This is a genomic window from Exiguobacterium sp. s64, assembly GCF_018618035.1.
Taxonomy (GTDB): domain Bacteria; phylum Bacillota; class Bacilli; order Exiguobacteriales; family Exiguobacteriaceae; genus Exiguobacterium; species Exiguobacterium mexicanum_A.
The window spans coordinates 289,180-302,568 of the sequence record NZ_JACSLH010000001.1; the positions used below are offsets into that span (position 1 = coordinate 289,180).

A 13,389-nucleotide genomic window follows, 5' to 3' on the forward strand; every position below is an offset into this window, starting at 1 on the left:
ACAGAAACAGCGTAGGAAAGGGATGTATGAAATTATGACAGGTGAATTTGCAGTCATCGGATTAGGACGGTTTGGCGGCTCGATCGTTCGTGAATTGTCGGCGAACGGTTATGACGTGTTGGCCATCGATGCCGATGAAGAACGCGTCAACGAGTTTATGGGATTGGCGACACATGCGGTCATCGCGGATACGACAGACGAGAACGTATTGAAGAGTCTCGGCATTCGTAACTTTGAGCACGTCATCGTGGCGATCGGGGAAAACATTCAAGCCTCGATTTTGACGACGCTCATTTTGAAGGAGCTCGGCGTTCAAATCATTACCGTGAAGGCGACGAACGATTATCACGAGAAAGTGTTGCGCCGCATCGGAGCCGATAACATCGTCCACCCGGAACGCGACATGGGTGTTCGGATCGCGAACGGGTTGATGAGTCAAAGCATCCTCGACTACCTCGAACTCTCGAACGAACACTCGATCGTTGAAATCAAAGCGTCGGATAAGTTGTCGAACAAGTCGCTCATCGACTTGGACCTCCGTGCTAAATACGGCGTCAACATCGTCGCCGTTCGCCGCGACGACGACGTCATCATCTCCCCGCAAGCCGACGAGATGATTCTGCCAGAAGATATCTTGATTATTATCGGCAAAGATACAGACTTGGACCGACTCGAACGTACCCTTCGGTCTAGATAAAAACGAGAGGCGCGCGCCTCTCGTTTTTTTAGATGAGCTTCATTTGTTTTAAGCCGTACTCGATGCCATCCTCGAGAATCGACTTTGTGACGAAGTCGGCAACTTCTTTCGCCTCGGTCCGGGCGTTGCCCATCGCGATACCGGTCCCGACGTATTCGAGCATAGCCAAGTCGTTCAAGGCGTCGCCGAACGCATACGTGTTTTCGAGCCTGTACCCGTTCGCCTCGATGAAGTGGCGAATGCCATCGGCCTTGCTCGCCCCGCGATTGATGACGTCCATGGCGTGGGGGTGCCAACGGATGAAATCAAATTCGCCGTACGCGTCCAAGTAAGGATGCTCTTCTTCTGGTGTACAGTAAAGTAACGTCTGATAGACGGCTTGTTCGATATGGAAGTTCGGTTCGTAAGTCGGGATCGGCATATCGAGTTCTCCAAGCGACTGTTCGACGACATGGTCGTTTGCTTTCGTCGCTCCGCCCCGATCTTGGCCGAGGTAGACGAGCGTGTGGTCGTTCGAACCGGCATGCGTTGTCAGGCGGTGGAGAGCATCTGTCGGTAAGGCATTTCGGTAGACGACCTCACCTTGATGGACGACGATTTGTCCGTTGTAACAGACGAAACTCTCAATCCCGACTTGCGCGGGGATATCCGACAGCATCGCTGGACCGCGACCGGTCGCGATAAACGTCTCGACGCCGTTCGCGCGGAGTTGTTCGATGGCTTTGATTGTCGAAGGTGGAATGTACGATCCTTCGTGGAGCAACGTCCCATCGATATCAAAAAAGACTACTTTCTTATCTTCCATGTTGTTTCACCATGCTTTCTCTGTCTTTATGAAGTCAGTTTTATACTAAAAAGCATAACATGAAATTGAGAAACCGCCCTCAATCTAACGTCATTAGTGAAATATTGTCACAATATAAGCTATAATGAAGAAAGAATCTTACGGAGGCATAATTTTTATAGCGAGAATCACTTATGTATCACATAGATGAACATCAACTACTTGTAGTAAGGAGAGATTAAATGAAGTTTGTAAAGAACCACCAAACAGCTGTGTTTGCCTTAGGCGGACTCGGAGAAATCGGGAAGAACACGTACGTCGTTCAATTCCAAGATGAGATTATCGTCATCGATGCGGGCATCATGTTCCCGGAGGATGACTTGCTTGGAATCGATTACGTGATCCCTGATTACTCGTACTTGATTAAAAACAAAGATAAAGTCAAAGGGGTGTTCATCACCCACGGTCACGAAGACCACATCGGTGGTATCCCGTTCCTGTTGAAACAAGTGAAATTGCCGATCTACGCGACGAAGCTCGCGCTCGGCTTGATTAAAGTGAAGTTAGAGGAGCATGGATTGCTCCGCGAAGCGGAACTTCACGAAATCGATGAGGATACGATCGTTAAATTCCGTAAGACGAGCATCTCGTTCTTCCGGACGACCCACTCGATCCCGAACTCACTCGGTGTCGTCGTGAAGACGCCACAAGGGAATATCGTCCATACGGGTGACTTCAAATTTGACTTCACACCGGTCGGCGAACCGGCTGACATCGCGAAGATGGCAGACATCGGGAAAGAAGGCGTGCTCTGTCTCTTGTCTGATTCGACGAACGCAGAAGTCGAAGGCTTCACGATGAGTGAGAAAGTCGTCGGTGGCACGATCAGCGAGACGTTCCGGAAAGCGGAAGGCCGCATCATCTTCGCCACGTTCGCCTCGAACATTTATCGTCTGCAACAAGTCGTCGATGCGTGTGCCGAAACAGGCCGCCACTTGGCCATTTTCGGCCGCTCGATGGACAAAGTCATGACGATTGGGCAAGAGCTCGGTTTCATCAACGTGCCAAAAGGCATGATCATCGAAGCGAATCAGTTACGGAACTATGAGCCGCACGAAGTGGCAATCCTTTGTACTGGTTCGCAAGGCGAGCCGATGGCAGCGCTCAGTCGCATCGCCAACGGGACACACCGCCAAGTATCAGTTATTCCTGGCGATACGGTCATCTTCTCGTCGTCACCGATTCCGGGGAACGCCATCTCGGTCGGGAAGACGATCGACCAATTGTATAAAGCCGGCGCGGACGTCGTCTACGGCAAGTTGACGAACATCCACACGTCGGGCCACGGTTCGCAACAAGAGCAATTACTCATGATCCGTTTGCTGAACCCGAAATTCTTTATGCCGATTCACGGCGAGTACCGCATGTTGGTGAAACACGCTGAACTCGCAGAGTCGGTCGGCATCCCGAAAGAAAACAGCTTCATCATGGATAACGGAGAAGTGCTCGCGGTCGACGCCGACTCGGCGGCCATCACGGGTAAAATCTCGGCTAACGCGGTTTATGTGGACGGGAACGGCATCGGGGACATCGGCAATATCGTCTTACGCGATCGCCGCATCCTTTCAGAAGATGGGCTCGTCGTTGTCGTCATCAGCATTGACGGCAAGACGCGTAAACTCGTCTCCGGTCCAGACATCATTTCACGCGGCTTCGTCTATATGCGCGAATCGGGCAGCTTGATTCGTGACGGCGAGCGCTTGCTCAAGAAGACGGTCGAGCAAGGGTTGTCGAACAAACAGATGAAGTGGTCGGAGTTGAAACAACTCGTCTCGGATACACTCACGCCATACTTGGCACAAAAAACACGAAGACACCCAATGGTTCTTCCGATCATCATGGAAGTATGACCGAGCGGGCTGTAGGGGACTACAGCCCGTTTTTTAGAGGACTACAATATAAGGAGATGGTGCCGGATGGAACGCAAGAAACGGAAGAAAGGTTGGTTGAAATGGGGCCTGGCCGCATTCGCCTTACTCTTCCTCATCACGATGGTATACCATCAAGTCAAACCGTTGCCGGACGGCGTGTCGCGTGCGTCGGAACCGGTCGCGATTTCGGATGACCAAATCGATTTTTTATTTGATTTGACGTATCAAGGGGAAGACACGGAAGTGAACGAGCAAGAGATCTTTCAAGACGTCGAGCGGTCAATCCGCGAGGCACGGGAATATATCGTCATGGACTTTTTCTTATTCAACCCATATTCGAATGAAGACCGACAATATCCAGACATCACGGCCAGTCTATCATCGGCCTTGCTCGAACAGATGAAAGCCTATCCGGACATGAACGTCGTCTTGATCACCGATGAGATCAATACGACGTATAACGGACACGCGTCCGATCATCTCGACGTCTTGAAGGAAGCGGGCGCCGAGATCGTCTACACGAACCTCGATGCGCTCCGCGACCCGAACATCTTATACTCGACGCTGTATCGGATCGGGTTCCAATGGTTCGGGGACAGCCAGAACGGCTGGTTGCCGAACCCGATGGCAAAATCGGCACCGGACATCACGATCCGGTCGTATTTACGGCTGTTGAACGTGAAAGCGAACCACCGCAAAGTGATGGTGACCGAGAATGACGGCTTCGTCTTATCGGCCAACCCACACGATGCGAGCGGGTATCATTCAAACGTCGGGGTGCGGCTCGATGGCCCGATTTTAGCGGACATCCTCGAAGGGGAGGAAGCGATCGCGACGTTCTCGAAAGGGGATGCCGAACGCTTCCCGAGCGAGGAGAAACTCGCGAATCTGCGCGACGAGCCGTCGGAAGGCCCGATGCAAATCCGCTACGTCACGGAATCCAAGATTCAGGACGCCGTCATCAAGGCGATGGAAGAAGCGGAATCAGGTGAGACGATTTGGATCGGCATGTTCTACTTGGCCGACCGAAACATCATTCAAGCCATTCATGAGGCCGCCGAGCGCGGCGTCTTCGTCAAACTGATTCTTGACCCGAATACGAACGCGTTCGGGCGCGACAAGTCAGGATTGCCGAACTTGCCGGTCGCCGCGGAATTGAACACGGTGAACCCGGAGCAAATCGAGATTCGGTGGTACGAAGTCGGCGAAGAGCAGTACCACCCGAAGATGCTGTACGTGGAAGGGGACCGTCGCGTCGTCGTCATCGGGTCAAGCAACTACACGACCCGCAACATGAACGACTATAACCTCGAAGCGGACGTTGAAGTCGTGACGACGACGGAGACGGAATTCATTCGCGAAGTCGACGGCTACTTCAAACAGCTATGGAACAACGAACAAGGGACGTACACGCTCGCCTATGATGAGATTCAGACCGATTTACCAATCGGGAAGTATTTGATTTATTGGTTGCAGAAGTTGACGTGGACGATGACCTATTAAGTCGAACCCGCCTTCGCAGGAAGGCGGGTTTTTGTTTGCGGATGGTGGATGTTGGTGAACGTCATTTTGGCTTTCACCGGCGTTTGCTTCGGTCGACAGACGCCGGTCAATCCAAATAACTTGCCACGTAATGCGAGGATGATGACCGGACGAGTACCTATAATCATGATACCGAACAAAACCCGCCCTCATGAGAAGGCGGGTTTTCGTCAATTCGTTTCGACAGGGTTAAACTCGTTCGAATACTCGTACAAGAAGCGTCCTGTCTCCCGGAGGACGTCTGTCTTCCGGTGGAGCGAGAAGTGATCGTACGGCACGGTCTCCGTGTCGATATTGTTCGTGTATTCTTCGAGTAGGAGCGAGCTGGATGGTTCGATCAAGTTGAACTCGCCGCCGCGTCCCGAGAAGGAGAACACTTGGACAGAGCGTGGCCACGTCTCCAGTTTTTCTTGGAACGCCTGCAGCCCGTCAGAACTCGGGGACAAATCCCGGATGGCCGGACTGCCGGTATTGATCCCGAAATTACTGGCGGACAGACCGAAGTTGGCGAGGCGTGTCCCGGCGAACGGACTATCATACGTCACGAACTTGTCGATGATGTAGTCTTCTTGATTCAAGATATAGTTCGCTGCCGCGACGCCGCCCATGCTGTGGCCGATCAAATACATCCGGTCGAACGAACGGTTTCGTTCCTGTTTATAGCGTTCGATCGCCGCATTCAACCACTTCGTCTGGTTGTTGAGCGATGCCTCGGCATCCTCATATTCAATCCGGACAATCGGTCGCATCGAATTATAGTCGTTGATGACGCAGTCGACCGCACCTTTCGCCGTCACGGTACAGAGCGCCCCATCTTTGGCCAATCCACGCTGTTCCATATACTGCGAGAAGCGGAGGAATGTGCGGTCGGTCCCGAGCAACCCGTGCACGGCGAACGTCGGGATGAACTCGTCCGTTTGGGCCGCTTGGCGAATTGCTTCGGTCTTCCGTTCGGTCGTCAATTCTTCGCGGATCGTCACGATGATCAAGGCGAGTGTCAAGACGAGAATCAATCCACCGAAAATACGGGACCGAATCGATGTCTTGTCTGGATTGCCGACGTTTTTGCGGTACTTCCGCCAGACGAAAAAACCGATCAGGGCGAGGGTGAGGCCGACGACGATCGTGATGATCCATGCTTTGACGTTCGGCACGTGGGCGACGAGTGTCATGTTGTTTTGACGGCCGCCGTACACTTGCCACTCGACATGTTTCATGGAACGCAAATCGAGTCCGGTTCCGTCTTCGACGAACACGCCGGTCGGCACCGTCAAATTGAACCGAATATCGGCTTGACGAACGTACCGCTCTGCTAATTGCTTCGGCGAGCCGCTCAAATTCACGCCGGGTAGGTCGACACGGTCGAGCCGAAGGTCGAGATTCGTATTGAGCACATACGAGTCAAACCATATCCCGTCCTCTTTTGCGACATCGAATTTCACATCGGGAGGGACAAGGATACCGGCCGGACCGGTTTTCCATTCTTCTTTGATGTTTTGAAGGTCATCGACATGATCGAACGTCTTCTTCAGCACCATGCCCTCGTAATCGTCCTCACTCGAGTAGTCACGTGTCGCATATCCATTCTCATTCGCCTGTTGTTTCCATGTATCCCAATCGAGCCGCAAATTGAGCAGCTTCATGACCGGATGGTCACGGAAAGCATACGTCGTCTCTAACGTGACCGATTGGTCGTAGTGGACGGTCGCATCATATTCGATTCGGACACATCCCCCGATTAAAAGAAACAGAAATGGGAATACTAACAACAGTGCCTTTTTTTTCAAGCTCGTCACCTCAAATCGGCTCACCGTAGGTCTCTAACGGGTTGGTCGTGTTGATGCGGTCGTAAAAGAGCACCCCATCTAAATGGTCGAGCTCATGTTGACAGACGATGGCGCGCATACCGCGGAGCCGCAATTTAATCGGGGCGCCGTCACGGTCGAACCCTTCAATCGTGATGCGTCGGTATCGGGGCACGTTGCCTTTGACGACACGGTCGACAGATAGACAGCCTTCACCGCCATTCAAGTACGTCTGTTCGACCGAGTGGCTCGTAATCTTCGGATTGAAGATGGATAGTTTGAACGTCTCTTCTTCTTCGTGGAGCAGGACCGTGAAAAAGCGGCGATTGACGCCGAGTTGTGGTGCGGCGATGCCGACACCGCCCCGAAGTTCATACTTCGCGCTCATCTCTGGATCCTGGCTATTGACGAGGAACGTCTCCATCTCGTCGAGTAGCGCGAGGTCTTCTGCCGTCGGTGGGACCGGCACTTCGATTGAGCGGGCGCGGAGCCGCTCGTCTCCTTCACGAATCACATCTTTCATCGTTAACATGCAAAACTTCCTTTCCCATTGCGATATGACCAATTATATCATATTTATTAGTCATTTCGCTTAGATGGTACAGAAGGTGAAATGAAAATGATACAGAGGCGAAATAAGGGAAAAGATGTGTTGATGTAAGCGTTTTTATAGAGTGAGCATATTTTTTGCGTTATTATAACAACCCGTTTTATACTGACTAGGAAACGGCAGGATAAGTGTAACTTTCCTGAATCACGTTAATACAGATTGCTTTTTTGGACAGATACACTTAAGATTTGAGGTAGTGTTTGATCACAAAAAAGACAATTGTCTCATAGTTGAAAGGATGAGGTGAAACGAATGAACAACGTTCAGGTACTTCAAAACGTGGAAGAAAACTTCCAAACGTTCCGTATTCTCGACGAGAAGGGCGAGGTCGTCAACCAAGACGCAATGCCAGATGTAACGGACGAGCAACTTCAGGAGCTTATGCGCCGCATGGTTTATACACGAATCTGGGACCAACGTGCCATCTCGCTCAACCGTCAAGGACGCCTAGGTTTCTACGCGCCAGTGGCTGGTCAAGAAGCAACGATGATCGGGACGCAATATGCGCTCGACAAACAAGACTGGATTCTTCCAGGCTACCGTGATATCCCGCAACTCGTATTCCACGGACTTCCGCTTTATCAAGCGTTCTTGTTCTCACGTGGTCACGTCGCAGGTAACCGTATCCCTGAAGACGTCAACGTCTTGATGCCACAAATCATCATCGGGGCACAAATCATCCAAACTGCGGGTGTGGCGATGGGCCTCAAACGCAACGGCAACACAAACGTCGCCATTACTTACACGGGTGACGGTGGTTCATCACAAGGTGACTTCTACGAAGGATTGAACTTCGCAGGTGCATTCAAATCACCAGCCATCTTCGTCGTTCAAAACAACCGCTTCGCTATCTCGACACCTGTTGAGAAGCAAACTGCAGCTAAAACGATCGCGCAAAAAGCTGTCGCAGCGGGAATCAACGGAATTCAAGTTGACGGAATGGACGTTCTTGCTGTCCTCGCCGCAACACAACAAGCGCGTAAAGACGCACTTGATGGAACTCCGACGCTCATCGAAGCACTCACATACCGTTACGGACCACATACGCTCGCTGGGGATGACCCAACACGTTACCGTACGAAAGAACTCGATACAGAGTACCAAGAGAAAGATCCGCTCGTACGTTTCCGCCTCTTCCTCGAAGGCAAGAAGCTTTGGAACGAAGACATGGAAAACGAAGTCATCGAGCAAGCGAAAGCAGACGTGAAAGAAGCGATCAGCCTCGCCGACAAAGAACCAAAACAAAAAGTTTCGGACTTCATCAACAACATGTACGAAACACTTCCTTCAAACTTGAAAGAGCAGCTTGAAGAATATACAGCAAAGGAGTCGAAGTAAGTTATGGCTCAAATGACAATGATCCAAGCGATTACTGATGCGATGCGCGTAGAAATGAAGCGCGACGAGAAAGTACTTCTCTTCGGAGAAGACGTTGGTAAAAACGGTGGGGTCTTCCGTGCGACGGAAGGACTTCAAGATGAGTTCGGCGAAGACCGTGTCTTCGATACGCCACTCGCTGAGTCGGGTATCGGTGGTCTTGCAATCGGTCTTGGTCTCACAGGCTTCCGTCCAATCATGGAAGTTCAGTTCTTCGGATTCGTTTTCGAAGTCTTCGACTCGGTTGCTGCTCAAATGGCACGTATGCGTTACCGTTCAGGCGGCGCTTACAGCCAACCGGTTACAATCCGTTCACCATTCGGTGGCGGTGTTAAAACACCAGAACTTCACGCGGACAGCCTTGAAGGCTTGATGGCTCAGACACCTGGTCTTAAAGTCGTCATCCCGTCAACGCCTTACGATGCTAAAGGTCTTTTGATCGCATCGATCCGTGACAACGACCCAGTCGTATTCCTCGAGCACATGAAACTTTACCGTTCATTCCGTGGCGAAGTTCCTGAAGGCGACTACACGATCGAGCTTGGAAAAGCAGACGTGAAGCGCGAAGGAACTGACGTTTCGATCATCACTTACGGTGCAATGGTCCACACGTCACTCAAAGCGGCAGAAGAGCTTGAGAAAGAAGACATCAACGTCGAAGTCATCGACCTTATGACAGTTAGCCCGCTTGATATCGACACAATCGTAGAATCAGTCAAAAAGACTGGTCGCGCCATCGTCGTTCAAGAAGCACAACGTCAAGCAGGTATTGCGGCAAACGTCGTAACTGAAATTCAAGAACGCGCAATTCTTCACCTCGAGGCACCAGTGCTTCGTGTAACTGCACCAGACACGGTCTTCGCTTTCGCACAAGGGGAAGACGCATGGTTACCTGACCATAAAGATGTCGTTGCAAAAGTTAAGGAAGTTATCAACTTCTGATCGTGTTCAAGTAACGATGAGGGAGAATTGTCTCCCTCGTTGTGTTTACATGATGAATTGATGGGAGGAAAAACCAGTGGCAGTATTTGAATTTAAATTACCAGACATCGGTGAAGGAATTCACGAAGGTGAAATCGTCAAGTGGTTCGTAAAAGCAGGGGACACAGTAAAAGAAGATGACATTCTTCTTGAAGTTCAAAACGACAAAGCCGTCGTTGAAATCCCTGCTCCAGTTGATGGAACAGTTAAAGACGTTAAAGTCTCTGAAGGTACAGTTGCGGTCGTCGGTGACGTCCTCATCACGTTCGATATCGAAGGTGACGCGCCAGCAGGCGAAGAGGAAGCAGCTCCTGAACAGCCAAAAGCTGAAGAGAAGACGGAAGACGTGAAAGAAGACGTAAAAGAAGACGGCCCGCGTGAAGTACAACTTCACAAATCGGAGCGCGTCATCGCTATGCCTTCAATCCGCAAGTACGCTCGTGAAAAAGGCGTCGACATCCGTGAAGTCAAAGGTTCTGGCGACAACGGCCGCATCTTGAAAGAAGACATCGATGCATTCGCAAACGGTGAAGCACCAACAGCCGAAGCTACAACAGAGAAAACAGAATCTGTTGCTCCAGCAGCAGCTGCTAAAACGGAAATCAAGCCTTACGAGTCAGCGACGCCTGAACTCGAAACGCGTGAGAAAATCCGTGGAATCCGTAAAGCGATCTCGAAAGCAATGGTCAACTCGAAGCATACAGCTCCACACGTTACACTCATGGACGAAGTCGACGTCACGAAACTAGTCGCACTCCGTAAAGAGTTCAAACAAGTGGCTGCTGACCAAGGCGTGAAACTCACGTACTTGCCATTCGTCGTTAAAGCATTGACAGCTGCAGCGAAAGCTTACCCAGCCATCAACGCATCAATCGATGATGTCAACGAAGAGATCGTCTACAAAAACTACTACAACATCGGTATCGCTGCCGATACGGACAACGGTCTCGTTGTTCCTGTCGTCAAAGAAGCGGACCGTAAGTCAATCTACGCACTCGCTACAAACATCAATGAGCTTGCCGGTAAAGCACGTGAAGGCAAACTTGCTGGGGACGACATGAAAGGCGGATCGATCACAATCACGAACATCGGTTCTGCTGGCGGACAATGGTTCACACCTGTCATCAACCACCCAGAAGTTGCGATTCTCGGTATCGGCCGTATTGCTGAAAAAGCTGTCGTTAAAGACGGTGAGATCGTCGCGGCACCAGTCCTCGCCCTCTCATTCAGCTTTGACCACCGCCTCATCGACGGTGCGACTGCTCAAAACGCACTCAACATGGTGAAACGCTTGCTTCAAGATCCAGCACTTCTAATGATGGAGGGATAAGAACATGGTAGTAGGAGAATTCGCACAAGAAACTGATTTGCTTGTCATCGGCGCCGGTCCTGGTGGATACGTCGCAGCCATTCGTGGCGCACAACTTGGCCTCAAAGTCACAATCGTCGAAAAAGGTAACTTTGGTGGCGTTTGCTTGAACGTCGGTTGTATCCCATCAAAAGCGTTGATCACGGCTGGTCACAACTTCCAGCACGCAAAAGGTCACTCGTCAATGGGGATTACGTCTGACAACGTATCAGTCGACTTCACAAAAGTCCAAGACTGGAAACAGTCGGTCGTCAACAAATTGACTGGCGGCGTCAAAGGCCTTTTGAAAGGTAACAAGATTGACATCGTTCAAGGTGAGGCTTTCTTCGCATCTGAAGACACAGTTCGTGTTATCACAGAAGACAGCTCGACTCCTTACAAGTTCAAAAAAGCGATCATCGCGACTGGTTCGACACCAATCGAGATCCCATCGTTCAAATGGTCAAAACGCGTCCTTTCTTCAACTGGCGCATTGGCTCTTCCTGAAGTACCGAAGAAACTTGTCGTCATCGGCGGCGGTTACATCGGTATGGAGCTTGGCACAGCGTACGCGAACTTCGATACAGAAGTCGTTGTCGTTGAAGGCGCAAGCGACATCTTGTCTGGCTTCGAGCCGCAAATGACGCAAATCGTCAAGAAGAAACTCAAACAAAAAGGTAACGTCACGATTCACACGAACGCTCTTGCAAAAGGCGTCGAGGAAACAGAAGACGGCGTAACAGTTAAGTTTGAAGTGAACGGTGAAGAGCAGTCTGTTGAAGCGGACTACGTCCTCGTCACAGTCGGCCGTCGTCCAAACACTGGCGACATCGGTCTCGAAAACGCGGAAGTTAAAGTCAGCGACCGCGGCATCATCGAAATCGACGACCAGTGCAAGACGTCGAACGAAAACATCTACGCAATCGGCGACATCGTACCAGGACCACCGCTCGCGCACAAAGCTTCTTACGAAGCGAAAATTGCGGCGGAGGCAGCTGCCGGTAAGCCAGCATACCTCGACTACTCAGCAATCCCAGCGGTCGTCTTCACTGACCCTGAACTTGCAACAGTCGGTTACACAGAGCCACTCGCAAAAGAAGAAGGACTTGAGATCACTGTATCGAAATTCCCATTCGCAGCGAACGGCCGTGCCCTCGCTCTCGACGAGCCAGACGGCTTCATGAAGCTCATCACGCGTAAAGAGGACGGTCTCTTGATCGGTGCTCAAATCGCGGGTACAGGCGCTTCAGATATGATTGCCGAGCTTGGTCTCGCCATCGAAGCAGGCATGACTGCAGAAGATATCGCGCTTACAATCCACGCTCACCCATCACTCGGTGAGATGGCAATGGAAGCGGCAGAAATCGCAATGGGTATGCCAATCCACGTCGTTAAATAAGTCAAAAGCTCTCTCGCTTACTCGCGAGAGAGCTTTTTCACGTAATGAACGGTCCGTTCGACTTCTTGAAAGCCGATCCGTTCATGGAATTGTTGGCTGCCGACGTTTTCGATTTCCGTATCCGAAGCGAGCTCGTCGCATCCGTTCGACCGGGCGAACGCGGAGGCCGCTTCGACGAGGCGTGTCGCCACGTCCTGCTGCCGCGCGGCTTCGACGACGTAAATCCCTTCTATAAACGCGGTCGGGGAGGTGGAGGTGCCAGGGACATAGTCATGACGGAAGCTGAGCTGACAAAATCCGACCGGTTCATCCGTTTCCACGATAAAATAGTGCATCTTGCCGGAGCAGATCCCGAGCCGGACCTCAGGGGTCAGTTCAGCGACGGGTGCGTCTGGCCATAGTTGTCGCATGAGAGCTACCAGGACAAGGCAATCTTGTTCATTCGCTTTTCGAATCTTCATCAGTCGTCCTCCTTATGTTTCGTACGTTCAGTATAAAGGAAAATAACAAATGAAGTGAGAAAGGAGGGAACGATGATGGCGTTCGATGAAGAATTGTTATACACCGTCTCTGAGACGAGCCGCGTCCGATTCACGGGGATCGAGACAGAGACGTCACGTTATGATTTCGGTTTTGTGTACACACATCAATTTATGGGGAAAGTGCTCGTCGTCTGCATGCAGACCGGACAGTCTGCCCTTCTTGACGTCCATGCGCTCGAAGAACCGAGACAGCTCTATCCGATGCTCGGCATCGCCTTGCGAGACACCGGACACGTCGCCGAGTTTTTACGCCTTTGTCTAACTGAAAATGAGACTGAATCCAACCAAACTGAAAATTCACCCCTTGAAAAAATGTAAGCGTTTTCTTATAATGGAACGTAGGGGAAGCAATTCGATCATCATAAGCCACCTT

General features: G+C 51.2%; 13 protein-coding genes. 8 read left to right on the plus strand and 5 right to left on the minus strand.

The window, feature by feature from the left end; translation table 11 throughout:
* The first annotated feature begins 34 nt into the window (after positions 1-34).
* Entirely contained in the window at positions 35-697 is a 663-nt protein-coding gene (locus KNP64_RS01490) for a potassium channel family protein (protein ID WP_034779811.1), read from the plus strand.
* A 28-nt stretch (positions 698-725) separates the two neighbouring features.
* On the opposite strand, the gene KNP64_RS01495 is transcribed toward KNP64_RS01490, so the two are convergent.
* Positions 726-1,502 (minus strand): Cof-type HAD-IIB family hydrolase, encoded by a 777-nt coding sequence (locus KNP64_RS01495; protein WP_214791571.1) that lies wholly within the window; start codon positions 1,500-1,502, stop codon positions 726-728.
* Between the two features lie 221 nt (positions 1,503-1,723).
* Here KNP64_RS01495 and rnjA point away from each other — a divergent pair, with 221 nt between their 5' ends.
* Positions 1,724-3,391, plus strand: a complete 1,668-nt coding sequence (gene rnjA / locus KNP64_RS01500) for a ribonuclease J1 (RefSeq protein ID WP_214763845.1) — start codon at positions 1,724-1,726, stop codon at positions 3,389-3,391.
* A gap of 66 nt (positions 3,392-3,457) precedes the next feature.
* A complete protein-coding gene (locus KNP64_RS01505) occupies positions 3,458-4,915 on the plus strand; it encodes a phospholipase D family protein (RefSeq protein WP_138859673.1) in 1,458 nt (485 codons plus the stop codon).
* Here the strand turns inward: KNP64_RS01505 and KNP64_RS01510 are convergent.
* From KNP64_RS01510 to def, 3 genes are read right to left on the minus strand one after another with little or no spacing between them, the layout of a single operon-like run.
* Positions 4,912-5,094 (minus strand): hypothetical protein, encoded by a 183-nt coding sequence (locus KNP64_RS01510; protein ID WP_138859672.1) that lies wholly within the window; start codon positions 5,092-5,094, stop codon positions 4,912-4,914. The genes KNP64_RS01505 and KNP64_RS01510 overlap by 4 nt on opposite strands.
* A gap of 30 nt (positions 5,095-5,124) precedes the next feature.
* Positions 5,125-6,750, minus strand: a complete 1,626-nt coding sequence (locus KNP64_RS01515; protein WP_138860322.1) for an alpha/beta hydrolase — start codon at positions 6,748-6,750, stop codon at positions 5,125-5,127.
* A 1-nt stretch (position 6,751) separates the two neighbouring features.
* Positions 6,752-7,291, minus strand: coding sequence for a peptide deformylase (gene def / locus KNP64_RS01520; RefSeq protein WP_021066993.1), 540 nt, complete (start codon positions 7,289-7,291; stop codon positions 6,752-6,754).
* Between the two features lie 330 nt (positions 7,292-7,621).
* On the opposite strand from def, the gene pdhA reads away from it, so the two are divergent.
* The 4 genes from pdhA (at position 7,622) to lpdA (ending at position 12,474) form a co-directional block, all read left to right on the plus strand.
* Positions 7,622-8,707, plus strand: a complete 1,086-nt coding sequence (gene pdhA, locus KNP64_RS01525) for a pyruvate dehydrogenase (acetyl-transferring) E1 component subunit alpha (RefSeq protein WP_034777009.1) — start codon at positions 7,622-7,624, stop codon at positions 8,705-8,707.
* Between the two features lie 3 nt (positions 8,708-8,710).
* Positions 8,711-9,688, plus strand: a complete 978-nt coding sequence (locus KNP64_RS01530) for an alpha-ketoacid dehydrogenase subunit beta (protein ID WP_034777010.1) — start codon at positions 8,711-8,713, stop codon at positions 9,686-9,688.
* Between the two features lie 76 nt (positions 9,689-9,764).
* Positions 9,765-11,057: a dihydrolipoamide acetyltransferase family protein gene (locus KNP64_RS01535; protein ID WP_214763849.1), complete on the plus strand. Its 1,293-nt coding sequence runs from the start codon at positions 9,765-9,767 to the stop codon at positions 11,055-11,057.
* Positions 11,058-11,061: 4 nt separating this feature from the next.
* Positions 11,062-12,474, plus strand: a complete 1,413-nt coding sequence (lpdA, locus tag KNP64_RS01540) for a dihydrolipoyl dehydrogenase (RefSeq protein WP_214710545.1) — start codon at positions 11,062-11,064, stop codon at positions 12,472-12,474.
* Positions 12,475-12,491: 17 nt separating this feature from the next.
* On the opposite strand, the gene aac(6') is transcribed toward lpdA, so the two are convergent.
* Positions 12,492-12,935 carry an aminoglycoside 6'-N-acetyltransferase gene (gene aac(6') / locus KNP64_RS01545; RefSeq protein ID WP_214763850.1) on the minus strand — a complete coding sequence of 148 codons (444 nt, stop codon included), beginning with the start codon at positions 12,933-12,935 and terminating at the stop codon, positions 12,492-12,494.
* Positions 12,936-13,010: 75 nt separating this feature from the next.
* Here aac(6') and KNP64_RS01550 point away from each other — a divergent pair, with 75 nt between their 5' ends.
* The gene (locus tag KNP64_RS01550; protein ID WP_052090094.1) at positions 13,011-13,334 is read left to right on the plus strand and encodes a DUF3055 domain-containing protein; all 324 of its coding nucleotides are present in this window, start codon (positions 13,011-13,013) and stop codon (positions 13,332-13,334) included.
* The last annotated feature ends 55 nt before the right edge of the window (positions 13,335-13,389 follow it).